Here is a 14,383-nt window from a genome sequence, read left to right on the forward strand (position 1 = left end):
TGTTGACACGTGACCGTAACGCTCCGAGGTTCCCCTACACGAAAGTATCATGATTGCGGCGTACAGAGACCCCGTCAATGACTGCGCGCGAGGAGGTCGCGTTTCTCGTCGGTTCCGAACACCGCGTCGCCGTGATGCGAGCGCTCAGAGAGGAGTCGGCACGGCCCTGCGAACTCGAACGGGAACTGGTCGCCTCCAGAGCGACCGTCCAGCGAGCGTTGAGCGGACTCGCCGACCGCGGGTGGGTCGAGAAGCGCGACGGCGAGTACCGACAGACGGGTGCGGGCCTGCTGGTCTTCCGTGCCTATCGGCAGTTGACCGACGTCGTCGGAACCGTCGAGGACGTCGGGTCGCCGCTGTCGCTGCTCGACTCCGTCACCGACGACCTCCCCGTCACGGCGCTCCGGACGGCGACGGCGACCACGGCGACGGCGAAGACGCCACACGCCCCTCTCGAACGCTACGCCAGCCTCCTCCGCGAACGGGAGGTCGACACGCTTCGCGGTATCTGCCCGGTGTTGAGTCCGGTGTTCAACGAGGTCCACCGGCCGCTGTTCGACGCGGGCGTCGACATGGAACTCGTCATCGACGAACAGACGCTCGAAGCCGCCGAGACCACGACGCCGGACAACCACGCGACGGCGATGAGCGCCGACAGTTTCACGCTGTTCGTCGTCGAGGACCTCGACTTCGGCCTGTCGCTGTTCGGCGACACCGCGGTCGTCGCCGCCTACGACGACCAGGGGCGGTTCAGAGCCTGCCTCGACGACGACGGGGGACCGCTGGTGACGTGGGCCAACGACCTCTACGAGCGATATCGGAACGGCGCACACGTCCTCGAAACCGCCTGACTCGGGCCTACTGTCTCACACCCTGAGTCAATCGACACTCGGTGCGTATAACAGAGCGGACTCCCGAGAATCGACCGCGTCCACACGACCGGTCCCCGCACCGCTTCGGCCCTCGCGGCCACCCGGTCCGATGGCCGCTCACCCCTCCCTCTGTCGTTCCGTTCCGGTCTTCCCACCGGGCCGTCATCGAACCTGATTCCGGAGCCCCTCGTAGCGCCCGGTGTCGTCGATTCGGCGGACGTTCTCGGCGACGATGTCGGCGAGACGTTCGTAGTAGCGCGGCGTGTGCCCCGCGTTGTGCGGCGTGACGAGCACGTTCGAGAGCGTCCACAGCGGGTGGTCCTGCGGGAGGGGTTCGGGGTCGGTCACGTCGAGGGCCGCCCCGCGAATCCGGTTCGAGCGCAACGCTTCGACCAGCGCGTCGGTGTCGACGACCGGTCCCCGTGCGACGTTGACGACGACGGCCTCGGGCGGGAGCGTGTGAAACGCCTCCGCGTCGAGGAGGCCGCGCGTCTCGTCGGTCAACGGGCACGCGAGGACGAGGTAGTCCGTCCGTGCGAGCGCCCCGTGGAGGCCGTCGGGGCCGAGTACCTCGTCGGTCGGCCCGCCCTTCTCGGGACTGTGACGGACGCCGACGGTCTCTACGTCGAACCCCTGGAGACGGTCGACGACGCCCTCACCGATCGCGCCGAGGCCGACGACGGTCACCGTCGACTCGGCGAGTTCGTGGGCCTGGAAGTGTCGCCACTCGGCGTCTCGCTGGCGGTCGAACGCCGTCGGGAACTCGCGGACGAACGCGAGTATCGAGGCGAGGACGTGTTCGGCGACGTTCGGCGCGTGGACGCCCGAGGCCGTCGTGACCGCGACGTCGCGCGCTTCCAGTGCGTCGAGTGGGAGGTGGCCGTAGCCGGCGTACATGCCGGCGAACAGTTCGAGCGAGTCGGCCCCGTCGAGCAGCGACTCGGGGATGTCGGGACCGGTGACGACGGGTGCGTCCGCGATGGCGTCCCGTTCGGCCGCCGGAGTGCGGGCGAGTTCGATATCGTGGTCCGGGAGTCGCTCGCGGAGTTCGGCGACGTACGATTCGACGGGCATCCCGTGGGTACCACGACGCAGGACGAGCAGGTCGGTCATAGTCGGCGTTCGAGGCGGGGTGGCTTAGTCGGTGGTGCCGTGGTGTGACGCACACGACGTGTGTCGACGTAACCACGACACGTCGTGGCCGAAAGCCACGTCGCTTAAGTCCTCACGAACGCCGACAGGTGATATGCAACAGGTGGACGTAGCCATCGTCGGCGGTGGTCCCGCCGGCACGTCGGCGGCCCACGCCGCGGCCAGTGCCGGTGCCGAGGCGGTGGTCGTCGAGAAGGGCGTCCCCCGCGCGGACCGCGAGGGACTCGGTCCCGACTCGACGGACGCGGCGGGCATCCTCGACTACTGGGTCGACATCATGGCCCTCGACGAACCGGTCCCCGAGTGGGTGAAAGCACGCGAACTCCACGCGGCGGAGTTCCTCGGCCCGAACGAGTCGGTGACACTCGAATCGACCGGACAGGAGTCGACGTACCCGAACTTCGGGTTCACGATGCACCGCTCGAAGTTCGACGACTGGCTTCGCCAGCGTGCCGAGGACGCCGGCGCGGAGTACCGCGTCGGTAACGGCGTCCGCGAGGTGGAGACGGACTTCGGGGGGCCGACCCACACCCTCGTACTCCGTGACGGGAGCGAGATTCGGGCCGACCACCTGATCCTCGCGGACGGCCCGCAACGAACGGTCACGAACCGCGTGCTCGACCCGCTGCTCCCACACGGGACGGTCGACAAACTCGCCTCGACGAAGGCCAACCACATCGCGTACCAGGAGTACCGCGAGTTCCCGGCCGAGGCGTTCGAGGAGGACCGTATCAAGTTCTGGTGGGGTGTCATGCCCGGCCACACCGCCTACCCGTGGGTGTTCCCCAACGACGGCACCGTCGCACGCGTCGGCTTGACGATGCCCATCGGGATGGACCTCTCGACGGTCCCGAACCGCGACCACTACAAACTGCTGCGTCCCGAGGACTCTCGCATCCCACAGGGGAAGGTCTACATCGAGCGCCTGTTCGAGCTGGCCTACCCGGAGTACGACCTCGAGGAGTTCCCGCTGGTCACCGACCGCGGCAAGCAGAACGGGACCGAGACGTACCCCATCTCCTCGACGATGCCCATCGACTCGCCGACGGTGGCGAACGTCGCCGTCACCGGCGGCGCGATGGGGGCGACCAGCGCGTTCCACGAGGGCGGCGACCACGTCGCCGTCCGAACGGGTGCCATCGCGGGCCGGATGGCCGCCAACGACACGATGCGGGCGTACAACAGCGAGTGGAAACACGCTATCGGCGACGAGGTGGTCCGGAACCTCGCGTTCGCCGAACTCGCCCGTGGTCTCGGCCCCGCCGACTGGGACCGCGAGTTCGCCACCGCGAGCGCCGTCGTCGACCGGGGCAGGGGCTTCCAGCTCCGGAACTCGGTGAAAGCCGGCCTCTCGGGGCTGAGCCTCTTCGGTCGGTACTACCGCCAGCGCCGTCGCTTCCGCAAGGAGTTCGTCCAGATTCACGAAGACGAGTACGCCGTCTGACTCGGCGTGATGCGAACGTAGACAGGCTTTTCCGCTCGACTCGTCAACTCCTTCGTGCGTGCCTTTAGTCCTCGCCCCGAGACCCGCATCGCGGGACCGTGACGGTGCGACGAACCCGGGCACGCGACACGGGTCGCGACCGACCGCGCGTCTCGCAGGCGTCACCAGCGATGTTCGGGGGTCCATCGGACCCTCGCGACCGGTCTCTCGATAGGGACCACTACTGAGAAGCCACACCGTGGCTTCGCGCCGAGGCGGTTCCACCGCCTCGGCATTCCGGGCGTCCTGGCGGACGCCCGCGCGCCCGGCACGAGGGTTTCCCGACCGACGCGGCACGCCGCCCCGGGATGAGGTCGGACGTTAGTGTTCCGGGCGACATCACCACCCCGGAGACGAATCACTCGTCTGCGACGCCGTGAACCCACTCCGAGAGGTCGGCGACCACGTCCTCGGCGACGTTCCCACCGAAGTAGAGACTCGTCGGCCACGTCGGCGCGTACCCCGACTGGAAGAAGTGGTCGAGACCCTCGTAGCACTCGACGCGACTGCCCTCCGGGAGGTCGGCGTCGCGCCACGCCTCGAACTCGCTCCGAAGCCACGCGGCGAGTTCCGGTTGTGCGTCCTCGTCCGCACGGCAGGTCTTCCCGACGAACGTCGGTCGACCGAACGCCCTCGCGGTGGCGACGGGGTCGTACTCGGCGACGCTCCGGTGCCACGTCCCTGGCTGTCCCCAGATGGTCTCGTCGTCCTCGTAGTCGCCCGCCGCGAGGCGTCGGGCCGTCTCGCGGTCGGCGTCGAGTCGGGCCCGCTGTTCCTCGTCGAGGTCACCCTCGGGGTCGAACTCGTAGCGAACGATGTCGACGTCGTCGGGGCCGAAGACGGGGTCGGCGCGACCGTCGAGGACCACGACGCCCGCGGCGTCGCCGTGTCGGGCCGCGATACGTGGTGCGGCCGTTCCGCCCTGGCTGTGCCCCGCGACGAACGGCGCGTCGGCACGGACCTCGGGGGCGGCGGCGAGTTCGGCCAGCGCGGCGACGGCGTCGTCGGTGACGACCCGGTCGAGCGTGCGGTCGGCGTCCGGAACCTCGTGGTCGAGCAGTCGGCTCTCGTACCGGAGTGTGGCGACACTGGCGCTCGCCAGACCCTGCGCGAAGTCACGGAGGAGCCTCGAAGCGCCGTCTCCGCCGTCCGGGTCGTAGACGCCTGCACCGTGGACGAGCAGGAGGCCCGGGAACGGGCCGTCACCGTTCGGGACCGTCAGCACGCCACCGAGGTCGACGTCGCCGGCGTCGACGGTCACGTCGCGTTCCTCGAACGCCTCGGGGTCGACGTACGCGGGTCGCCGGTACTCGGGGTCGAACGCGAAGCCGGCGACACCGTCCTCGTCGGTCGGTATCGTCGCCGACTCCGTCCCCTCGTCGAAGGTGAGGGTGACCGTCGCCACCGCGCCGTCGACGCTGGTCTCGCCGACCCCGTCCGGTGGACCGTACTGTCCGTAGAGCCCCCACCAGTACGCTTCGAGGGCGTCCGTGGCGTCCATCTCGTCGTCCGCGAACCCCTCGGGAAACGACTCGACGACCGCCGTGCGACCGGCCGGGGAGAGCATCGCGGCCGCCTCCTCGAACGACTCGTCGAGGAACCGTTCGGCGAAGGTCGGTGGGAGCGTGTCCGCTGTGGGTGCCATGGCGGTGGTCGTACGACGGACCGAGTCGTTGTAGCTGTCCGGGGTCGGCTCCGTGGTGTGAGGCGGCGGCCGTCACTCCGGCGCGACGATGTCCCGAATCGCCTCGCCGGTCCCCTCCGCGACCCACCGCTCGACGATTTCGCCGTCCTCGAAGCGGTACCACGTCAGGCCGCTGTCGAGCGCCACCTCCTCGCCGGTGACGGCGTGCGTGCCGGACCACGAGTAGCGTGCGCCCACCTCGTCGCCCTCGGCGATGGCGTTCTCGATGGTGACGGTGAGGTCGGGAATCGCCTCCCAGACGGTGTGGTAGAACGTCCGGAGTTCCGCCAGACCGTCGACGTCCGCTCCGTGGAGGACGAGGTCGTCGCTGTAGCTGTCGAGATACCGGTCTCGCGTCTCGGGGTCGTTGTGGTTCTCGATGGACTCTCGGAGGGTTTCGAGGTTCGACTCGGCGCTCATGGTCGTGAGACCGTACCACGGGTGAAAAGCGTTCGTCCGCTCGCGGGGCTTGGGCGGCTACACCGCCTCCAGCGAGTCGACCAGCGAGCGGAACGCCGCGCCGTCGAGGGACTGTGACGCGCCCGCCCAGACGCCGTATCGGACGTCACCCTCGGTCCAGAGCGCCTCCCACGCCCCGTTGTCCTCGTCGAGCGCACCGACGTGGACGGTCGTTCCGCGGCGACCGACCGCCGTGCGGGTCTCTGCGGACTGGTCGGCCGGTTCGGGCGGGAGCGTGGGAGCGAGCGGACTGTCGGCGGACGTGGCCGTCAGCCAGAGGTGGTCGGTCCCGTTCTCTCGGTGACGGAAGACGGCCTCGACGGCGTCGTGCTCCGGGAACGCCACGGCCGAGTCGAAGACGTAACGCTCGCCCGGTGGCTGGAGGGTCTCGACCGGGTCGTCGCCGACGAGTGAGACGAGCGACCGTGGGTCGCTCCCGTCGTACGGTCGTTCCGGACTGTGGTTCCAGACCCCGTGGGGGACGCTCGGTGGGCGACACTGGTACCGCACCCAGTAGCTCAACTGGTGGAACGGGACGCCACGAACGACGGCGGCCGTCGCCGGAGCCGCCGGCAGCAGTCCCGAGAGTAGCCGCCGGAGCTCTCCGTCGTCGAAGACGCCGTCCTCGACGGAGAGTTCGAGCTGTGTCCGGTCGCGCTGGACACAGGCCCCACGATTGTCCTTGTAGTCGGTGCCGAGCCATCCGACCGTGCCGGCGCAGTCGAACGGTTCGGGCCGTCGGGTCCGCCACAGCGGGGCGATACTGGCGGCGGGCGGTGCCCAGTCGTAGCAGAACTGCTTGAGTCGAACCCGCCGACCGTCACCGGTGACGACGACCCGAACGCTCGACGGGTTCCCCTCACTCCACGGGGTCTGTCCGACCTCCTCGGTGTCGACACCGTCCGGTCGTCCGGGTGGTCGTTCCGGCCGGGCGGTGACCGTCTCGACCCGGCAGTCCTCGGGGAGCCACGTCGGGTCGAACACGACGAAGTTCGCCATCGACTGTGCGTCCTCTGGCGTCGTCTCAACGGGCGGTCGCAGTTCGTCGTCGTCGCCGAGGCGAGCCGAGGGGTCGGCTACACGCCACGCGTTCATCGTCTCACCTCTCGGCGGCGGCCGTCGCCCTCGTCGGGCCGCCGCAGTCGTGAGCGAGACCGGCCGGGTGCAGCGGGTTCCTCCATACCGCTTCTGGTGTCCCCCGACCCAAAACGGTTCTCTGAAACGTGTTTTTGGAAAAACTCTGACACGACGTCCGGGGCCGCTCCGAGGTGGTCGGAGGGACGAAGCGCATCGCTCATAACGACCGGTCGCCCAGTCTCGGGTGTGCGTCACCAGACCTACGGTAAACTCGCCGTCCTCGCGTTCGGTCTGATACTGGTGAGCTTCGTCGTCCTCGGGACGACCCGTGGGTTCGTCGGCTTCCGTACTGCACGGCTGCTCGCAGCGCCGACGACGCTCCTCGCGGTGTGCCTCGTCGTGTTCCTGTTCGTCCGCGGTCTCTTGGCGTGGACGGGGCTCGCGGAGCTCGAATAAACGCCGACCTAACGCCCCGGCACCGTCACACACCGAGTATCAAAACCCCGTTTGAGCCTTCAGAAGAGGTTTAGTTACGTGAACGGTAGGAGCGAGTAATGAGCCTGCTGCCGCTCCGTGGTGAGTCCACGGCCGACCCGGACGAGCCGCGGGTGGTCGGGCTGGCCGGCGACGAAGCCGACGAGACGTTCGAGGTGCTCTCCTCGGGAACGACCCGGAAGGTGCTCGCGGCGCTCTACGAACAGCCCTCGACGCCCTCGGAGGTGCGCGACCAGATCGGCACGTCCCTCCAGAACGTCCACTACCACCTCGGAAAGCTCGAGGACGCCGACCTCATCGAACCGGCCGGCGTCGGCTACTCCGAGAAGGGCACCGAGATGACCGTCTACGCGCCGACCAGCGAGGCTATCGTCCTGTTCGCCGGTCGGCGGGACGACCGCTCGCGGCTCCGCTCGATGCTCTCGCGGGTGTTCGGCGTCGTGCTGGCGCTCGGCGTCGCCACGGCCGCGCTCCGGTGGTTCGTCCAGAGCCAGACCGGCGGCGCGGCGTTCGACAGCGCCGAGTCCGGCGGCGGCGCGGCCAGCAGTCAGGAGGGTGCGGACGGCGAGGCGGGCGGCGCGAGCGGTGCGTCGGGCGACGCCGACACCGGTGGCGGAGCGGCGGCCGAGACCGACGGCGTCTCCATCGCCGCGACCGAGGAGCCGTCGGCGGCGGACGTGGCGACGGACGGCGGCGTCGAGGCGACCACGCAGGGCGCGGAGCGGGCGACCGACGCGGCCGCCGGTGGCTCCGAGACGGTCGTCCAGCAGGCGGCCGACGTCCTCGCGGGCGACCCCGCACTCGCCTTCCTCCTCGGCGGCCTGTTCGTCCTCCTCGCGGTCGGTCTCGTCTGGTACACGACGCGTTGAGCGGGTCGCGTGCCGTGTCGGCCGGACCGCCGTTCGGCGGACGGCTTGGAAACGCTCTTTCCGCTCTCCCTCGAAGCGACGGCATGGACGTCCGTGACATCGCAACGCTCGGCCCGGACGAGCGTCGCGCCATCTTCGAACGGGACTCGGGAGTCGGCGACGCGAGCGAGGTGGCCGCGGAGGTCGTCGGCCGCGTCAGGAGCGAAGGCGACGTCGCCCTGCGTGACTACGCCCGCGAGTTCGACGACGTGGAGGTCGGCAACCTCGACGTGACCGACGCGGCAGAACGCGCCTACGAGGAACTGGACGACGAGATGCGTGAGCACGTCGAACACGCGGCCACCAACGTCCGTGCGTTCCACGAGGCACAACTCCCCGAGGACTGGCGCGAGGAGTTCTCGCCGGGGCGGGAGTTGGGTCGTCGGTTCCGTCCCATCGAGCGCGTCGGCGCGTACGTCCCCGGCGGCGCGGCCGCCTACCCCTCCAGCGCGCTGATGACCGTCCTCCCGGCGAAGGTGGCGGGCGTCCCACACGTCGCCGTCTGCACGCCCCCCGCCGAGGAGTTGAACCCCGTCACCCTCGCGGCGCTCCACGTCGCGGGTGCGGACGCCGTCTACCAGGTCGGCGGTGCGCAGGCCGTCGCGGCGCTGGCGTACGGAACGGAGACGGTGTCGGCCGTCAAGAAGGTCGTCGGCCCCGGCAACCGGTTCGTCACGGCAGCGAAGGCCGCCGTGCGGGGCGACGTCGCCATCGACTTCCTCGCCGGACCCTCGGAGGTGGCCGTCCTCGCCGATTCGAGCGCCGACGCCGACCTCGTCGCGGCGGAACTCGTCGCGCAGGCCGAACACGACCCGAACGCCTCCGTCGTCGCGGCGACGGACGACGCGGCCCTCGCCGAGGCCATCGCGGAGGCCTGTGACCGACAGGCCGGCGAGCGCGAGCGCGAGGAGACCATCCGCGAAGCGCTCGAAGGCGACGCCAGCGGGGTCTTCCGCGGGCGGTCGATGCCCGAGGCCGTGCTGTTCGTCGAGGAGTACGCCGCCGAGCACGTGGCCATCCACGCCGAGAACGACGAGGAACTGCTCGACCGCATCACGAACGCCGGGAGCGTCTTCCTCGGTCCGGAGACGCCCGTCGCCGCGGGCGACTACGCGAGCGGGACGAACCACGTCCTCCCGACGAACGGCGGTCCGCGGGTGACCGGTGGGCTCTCCGTCGACACGTTCGTGCGCTCGACGACCGTCCAGCGACTCTCCCACGAGGCGCTCGGCGACCTGCGCGAGACGGTGACGGCGCTGGCTCGTGCGGAGGGACTGGAAGCGCACGCCGAGAGCGTCGAGAAGCGGTTCTCCGGGGAGTAGGAGCTGAATCCATGCGGTTTCACAATCTGCCGACGAGGTTATCCACCGCCGTAGCGAACGGAACGCTCAGCGTGGTTGCTGCTCGTCGGTGAACGACTGTCCGCTGCGCGATAGGATTAAGCTGTCATCTCGCCATTCACTGCACGGAGATACACTGTGAAAGCATCCGCCACCATCGACGTCGAGAGGCCGATAGCCGACGTGTGGGCGTTCGTCGCGGACGTCGAGAACATGGACGAGTGGGTCGTCGGGTCCAGCGACACCCACCGCGTCGGCCACGAGGAGGGCGTCGGCGCACGCTACGAGAGCCAGTACAGCTACGGCGGGCGCACGTCGCCCATGGTGTACGAGGTGTCCGCGTACGAGCCAGAACACCTGTACGGCATCCGGTCGGTCGAGGGGCCGTTCCCGTTCGAGGGGGAACTGACGCTCGCAGAGACGCCGACGGGAACCCGCGTGACCAACACCATCGACGCCGGGTCGGACAGTCGCACGACGACGGTGATGTTCACGCTGTTCCGACCGCTTACACGCCGTCTGATGGCACGCCGACTCCACGAGGAACTGGAGACGCTGAAGGAGGAGTTGGAAGCGGACCCCGTTCCGGCGTGAGGAACTGTCAGCATCGCCGGCGTCAGGCTTACGACCCTTCACCCGGTACTGTTCAGCATGAGTAGCACGTCCGCCGAGAGCGACGCCGTGGTGGTGACCGAGTCGGCCGCGGACAAGGCCCTCGACCTGCTGTCGGGCGAGGGGTTGGACACGGACGTGGCCGGGCTTCGGCTGTTCGTCCAGCAGGGGGGCTGTGCGGGGCTCTCCTACGGCATGCGCTTCGACGACGAACCCGAAGACGGCGACAGCATCACCGAACACCACGGCCTCCGCGTGTTCGTCGACTCCTCCAGCAAGCGCTACGTCGAGGGGTCGACCCTCGACTTCGAGGACGGCCTCCAGGGCGCGGGCTTCCACGTCGAGAACCCGAACGCCGAGAGCGAGTGTGGCTGTGGCGAGTCGTTCCGAACCTGATCTGACCGTCGGGTGACGCTTTTTTACTCGGCGTACCGAGAGCCGGGTATGTACGAGACGATACTCCTCGCGCTCGACGAGAGCGACTGTGCGGCGGCCGCGGCGACGACGCCCTGGAACTCGCGCAGCGCCACGGCGCGACGCTGCACGTCGTCGGTGTCGTCGAGACGTTCGGTCTCTCGACGGTCGAGGAGCGCACGGCCCGCGAGCAGGAGGCGACCGAGCGACTCGACGCGTTCGCCGACCGGGCGGCCGCCGCCGGCGTCGACTGCGAGACCGACCGGCGTGCCGGGTTCGCCGACAGGGAACTGCTCGCGGCCGTCGACGACCACGACGCCGACCTCGTCGTGATGGGGACACACGGTCGGACCGGCGTCGAACGGTTCGTCGTGGGGAGCATCGCCGCGCAGGTCGTCCGTCACGCCCCGGTGCCGGTGCTCACGACGGCGGCCGACGTCGAGTGGGACGTCGAGACGGTGCTGGTCCCGACCGACGGGAGTAGCTACGCCGAGGAGGCCGCCGACCACGCGTTCGACCTCGCGGCGCGCTACGACGCGACCGTTCACGCCGTGAGCGTGGTCGACCAGGACGCGGTCGGGTTCGACGTCCGGTCGACACGGCTCACCGAGGCGTTGCGCGAGCAGGCGCAGGCGGCCGTCGACCGACTCGTCGCCCGCGCCGAGGAGCGTGCCGTCGTGGCGAGCGGAACGGTCGTCGACGGCCACGCCGCCACCGAGATTCTGGAGACGGTCGAGACGGCCGATGCCGGCCTCGTCGTCCTGGGGACGCACGGCCGTTCGGGCGTGCGTCGGCTGTTGCTCGGGAGCGTCACCGAGGTCGTCGTCCGCGGTGCGACGGTACCCGTGCTGTCGGTGCCGCCCACGGACCGTCGAGAGGAGTGAGCCGGCACCGAGGCCGGTCGTGAGAGCGGTCGCTGGCGGAGTCGGACGCGTCACGAAAAGAACGGTTCGCGGGCCGACTACTCGAGTTTGAACGCGACTTCGACTTCGGCCTGGTACTCCCGGCCGTCGACCGACGCGAGTTCGACGCCCATCTCCTTGACCTCGACCCAGTGGACGTTGTCGAGCGTGCTCTCGGCTCGCTCGACGGCGTCGTCTACCGCGGCGTCGAAGCTCTCGTCGCTGGACCCGATGAGTGTGATTTTCTTGTAGACCATGGTGCTCGTACCGTCTGGTCACGACGCACGGCTCTCACTTACCTCTGCCCCCGGCCACTCCCACAGGTTGCCGCTACCGGGGGTGTCGCCGGCTCACGGGTCCGGAGCGACCGGCCGGCACGAACGAGCGACGGTCACCACGCGTGGCGGAGTAGCGTCGGTACCTTCCGCAGGTCTCGCCGTCGGTACGGATACAACGAGAGCAGGTCCCGGACCGACAGGTCGTAGCGCTGGAGACGGTCGGCCGCCGCGTCCGACAGTCGGCCGGTCCGCTCGACGAACGCGTCCTGCTGGCCCGCATCGAAGTCGTAGAGCAGTTCGCCGACGACACGCTGGGTCTTCCACTTCGACCCCTTCTCGCGGTTCCAGCGCCGCTCGTAGGCCGCGAGTCGCCTTCGGGAGGTGTCACCAGCCAGCAACGCTTCGATGGCCGTGTCGGCGGCCATCCGGGCGGACTCCATCGCCGGACGGATACCCTCGCCGAACAGCGGGTTGATGCTCGACACCGAGTCGCCGACGGCGAGGAGGCCGTCGGCCGCCCGCTGGTTGACGGAGTTGTCCGAACGCACCTCGCCGGCGTGGCCGGCGCGAATCGACTCGACGGTCCAGCGCGGGTCGGCGTCCAGCCAGTCGCGCACGTAGTCGTCGATGGTGTGGTCGGTCCGGCGGCGTGCGTGGAAGTCGTCGACCCAGCAGACGCCGGCCTTGAACACGCCGTCGCCGGCCGGGAACACCCAGGCGTAGCCGCCGGGGGCGACGTCGTGGTCGAACGCGAACAGCATCGCGTCCTCCTCGTAGCGCCCCTCGACTTCGAACTCCTTGCCGATACCGCGCTGGGCGGCGTCGCGGTTCCACATCCCGAGCGCGCTGGTCAGCGTGCCGTCGGGACCGGTCCCGTCGACGACGAGGTCCGCCCGGTACGTCTCGTCGTCGCGGGTCCGGACGCCGACGACCCGACCGTCGTCCAGCAACGGGCCGGTGACGCGCGTACCGGTGTGGACGCCGACGCCGTCGGCCTCGGCGTCCTCACCGAGGAACTCCAAGAACGCCGAGAAGTCGAGGACGGAGTTCGAGATGGGGAGGCGGACGCTCGCGGTCGGCCCCTCGAAGACGACGTCCTCGCTCGCGCCCATCACCACGTCGTCGGCGACGTCGAACCCGTCGACGACCTGCTCGAATGTCCCGCCGGTCGACTTGTCGTTGTCCGCGAGTCGCTCGTTGGCCTCCAGAACGACGACCGAGTGGTCCGTCCGTCGACCGAGTTCGCGTGCGAACTGCAACCCGGCGGGTCCGCCACCGGCGACGACGACGACGTCGTACTCCGACATTGTGTCCAGGGGGACGGGCGCCGGGGCGATAGTTGGGTACGATTCGTGGACCGCGTGGCGACGCGATTCGAGTCGAGCGGAGCGAAGCGGTCCGGTCTCAGCCGCCGACGCTGAACCGTCGCCCGATGGCGTCGGCGACGTCGTTGAGGTGGGCGGTCCCCCAGATACCGACGACGACGGCCCCGACGGTGTCGAACACGAGGTCGTACATCGTGTCCTCGAGGCCGTACTGGGTGAGTACAGAGCCCGACCCGAAGAGGGCGGCGGCCTCGCCGATGACGAACTCGATGACCTCCCAGAGGACGCCGAACGCGAGGACGAACAACACGATGTAGACGAACATGAACCGCGGCGGGAAGTGGACGCCGGTCGCGTACTCGTCGAGCGCGCGGGCGGTGGCGTAGCCGACGCCCGCGACGACCGACGCCGAGAGACCGTGGGTGAGGTGGTCCCACCAGCCACCCGAGGAGTAGAGCGTCCCGTAGGCCGCGCCGTCGGGGGCGGTGCCGACCATATCGACGAGACTCGCGGGCAACGGGACGGTGCCGAGCGCGTGGAGGAAGACGGCCGTGGTTATCCACAGCGTGAGACCGAGGTCCATCGGGAGACCGTAGTCGCGCTGGAGGATGGGCGGGAGCTGAGCGACGAGCAGCGCGATACCGCAGTTGACGACGATGCCGGTGTTGCCCAGCCAGAACCCGACGACGAGCATGACCGCCAGTCCGACCTCCATCAGCCAGACGAGGGCGTGCTGGACCCGTTCGGAGAGGCCGATGCGCTCGCGGACGTTCACAGGTCCACCTCCAGGTCGAGTCGCTCGCGGCCACGAGCGACCCGCCTGAAGTAGAGTTCGAAGACGACGCCGGCACCGACACCGGCGACGGTGGAGGCGACGAACTCCAGCATCAGCGTCCGTTCGTCGACGACGAACCCGGTCCCGAGGTAGATGTCGGCGACCCACCTGACGACGGCCCAGACGCCGGCGGCGGCCATCGTCGTGACGACGACGAACAGCACCGCGAAGCGGTAGTTCATCTCGACGGCCGTGAACACGTCGAGTTCGACGGCCACGAGCAGTGCGACGGCGGCGACGGCGAGGTACGTCGTCACGTCGGCGACGACGCCGTTCCCGACCGACCGCCCCAACAGCGGCATCGCCGCGAGTCCCAGCACCTCCCACGGCGGCATCGCTCGTGGCGAGCGCCGGGCGAGCGCGGGGAACGCGCCGACGAGCGCGACACCGAACGCGAACAGCGCCCACAACTGCTGTCCGAGCGCGAGGTTCGCCATCGACACCACGACGGCACCGGCGACCAACAGCCACGCGAGCGCGGCGTTCGTCCCCGCGTCGCGGAGCAACCGACCCACGTCCGACTGGTCCATACAGGGAGTAGACGACA

16 protein-coding genes are annotated in these 14,383 nt (G+C 69.5%); 8 read left to right on the plus strand and 8 right to left on the minus strand.

Going from position 1 to position 14,383, the window contains the following annotated elements:
- Positions 1-77 precede the first annotated feature (77 nt).
- A complete protein-coding gene (locus tag GQS65_RS16300; protein ID WP_158205696.1) occupies positions 78-851 on the plus strand; it encodes a helix-turn-helix transcriptional regulator in 774 nt (257 codons plus the stop codon).
- Between the two features lie 183 nt (positions 852-1,034).
- Here GQS65_RS16300 and GQS65_RS16305 read toward each other — a convergent pair whose 3' ends face one another.
- A complete protein-coding gene (locus GQS65_RS16305) occupies positions 1,035-1,985 on the minus strand; it encodes a D-2-hydroxyacid dehydrogenase (protein ID WP_158205697.1) in 951 nt (316 codons plus the stop codon).
- 133 nt (positions 1,986-2,118) lie between these two features.
- Here GQS65_RS16305 and GQS65_RS16310 point away from each other — a divergent pair, with 133 nt between their 5' ends.
- The gene (locus GQS65_RS16310) at positions 2,119-3,468 is read left to right on the plus strand and encodes an NAD(P)/FAD-dependent oxidoreductase (protein WP_158205698.1); all 1,350 of its coding nucleotides are present in this window, start codon (positions 2,119-2,121) and stop codon (positions 3,466-3,468) included.
- Between the two features lie 397 nt (positions 3,469-3,865).
- Here the strand turns inward: GQS65_RS16310 and GQS65_RS16315 are convergent, their stop codons facing one another.
- The 3 genes from GQS65_RS16315 to GQS65_RS16325 all read right to left on the minus strand — a co-directional run bounded on the left by GQS65_RS16315 (position 3,866) and on the right by GQS65_RS16325 (position 6,745).
- Positions 3,866-5,152, minus strand: coding sequence for an alpha/beta hydrolase family protein (locus GQS65_RS16315; RefSeq protein ID WP_158205699.1), 1,287 nt, complete (start codon positions 5,150-5,152; stop codon positions 3,866-3,868).
- Between the two features lie 72 nt (positions 5,153-5,224).
- Complete coding sequence (locus GQS65_RS16320; protein WP_158205700.1) at positions 5,225-5,611, minus strand: ester cyclase; 387 nt, start codon at positions 5,609-5,611, stop codon at positions 5,225-5,227.
- Positions 5,612-5,668: 57 nt separating this feature from the next.
- Entirely contained in the window at positions 5,669-6,745 is a 1,077-nt protein-coding gene (locus GQS65_RS16325) for a hypothetical protein (RefSeq protein ID WP_158205701.1), read from the minus strand.
- A gap of 228 nt (positions 6,746-6,973) precedes the next feature.
- Between GQS65_RS16325 and GQS65_RS16330 the strand changes: the two genes are divergently transcribed.
- The 6 genes from GQS65_RS16330 to GQS65_RS16360 all read left to right on the plus strand — a co-directional run bounded on the left by GQS65_RS16330 (position 6,974) and on the right by GQS65_RS16360 (position 11,380).
- Positions 6,974-7,183, plus strand: coding sequence for a hypothetical protein (locus GQS65_RS16330; protein WP_158205702.1), 210 nt, complete (start codon positions 6,974-6,976; stop codon positions 7,181-7,183).
- A 98-nt stretch (positions 7,184-7,281) separates the two neighbouring features.
- Complete coding sequence (locus GQS65_RS16335; RefSeq protein WP_158205703.1) at positions 7,282-8,091, plus strand: ArsR/SmtB family transcription factor; 810 nt, start codon at positions 7,282-7,284, stop codon at positions 8,089-8,091.
- A gap of 83 nt (positions 8,092-8,174) precedes the next feature.
- Positions 8,175-9,452, plus strand: a complete 1,278-nt coding sequence (gene hisD / locus GQS65_RS16340) for a histidinol dehydrogenase (protein ID WP_158205704.1) — start codon at positions 8,175-8,177, stop codon at positions 9,450-9,452.
- 156 nt (positions 9,453-9,608) lie between these two features.
- Positions 9,609-10,064, plus strand: coding sequence for an SRPBCC family protein (locus GQS65_RS16345; protein WP_368280286.1), 456 nt, complete (start codon positions 9,609-9,611; stop codon positions 10,062-10,064).
- 57 nt (positions 10,065-10,121) lie between these two features.
- A complete protein-coding gene (locus tag GQS65_RS16350; RefSeq protein ID WP_158205705.1) occupies positions 10,122-10,478 on the plus strand; it encodes a HesB/IscA family protein in 357 nt (118 codons plus the stop codon).
- 143 nt (positions 10,479-10,621) lie between these two features.
- On the plus strand, positions 10,622-11,380 hold the full coding sequence (locus GQS65_RS16360) for a universal stress protein (RefSeq protein WP_233265168.1): 759 nt from the start codon (positions 10,622-10,624) through the stop codon (positions 11,378-11,380).
- A gap of 77 nt (positions 11,381-11,457) precedes the next feature.
- Here GQS65_RS16360 and GQS65_RS16365 read toward each other — a convergent pair whose 3' ends face one another.
- The 4 genes from GQS65_RS16365 to GQS65_RS16380 all read right to left on the minus strand — a co-directional run bounded on the left by GQS65_RS16365 (position 11,458) and on the right by GQS65_RS16380 (position 14,366).
- The gene (locus tag GQS65_RS16365; RefSeq protein WP_158205708.1) at positions 11,458-11,655 is read right to left on the minus strand and encodes a dodecin; all 198 of its coding nucleotides are present in this window, start codon (positions 11,653-11,655) and stop codon (positions 11,458-11,460) included.
- 134 nt (positions 11,656-11,789) lie between these two features.
- Positions 11,790-12,983 carry an NAD(P)/FAD-dependent oxidoreductase gene (locus GQS65_RS16370; protein WP_158205709.1) on the minus strand — a complete coding sequence of 398 codons (1,194 nt, stop codon included), beginning with the start codon at positions 12,981-12,983 and terminating at the stop codon, positions 11,790-11,792.
- A gap of 97 nt (positions 12,984-13,080) precedes the next feature.
- A complete protein-coding gene (locus tag GQS65_RS16375) occupies positions 13,081-13,776 on the minus strand; it encodes a hypothetical protein (protein WP_368280287.1) in 696 nt (231 codons plus the stop codon).
- Positions 13,773-14,366, minus strand: a complete 594-nt coding sequence (locus GQS65_RS16380; RefSeq protein ID WP_158205710.1) for a hypothetical protein — start codon at positions 14,364-14,366, stop codon at positions 13,773-13,775. The genes GQS65_RS16375 and GQS65_RS16380 overlap by 4 nt, the downstream gene beginning before the upstream one ends.
- Positions 14,367-14,383 lie beyond the last annotated feature (17 nt).

The organism is Halomarina oriensis, from assembly GCF_009791395.1.
Classification (GTDB): Archaea; Halobacteriota; Halobacteria; order Halobacteriales; family Haloarculaceae; genus Halomarina; species Halomarina oriensis.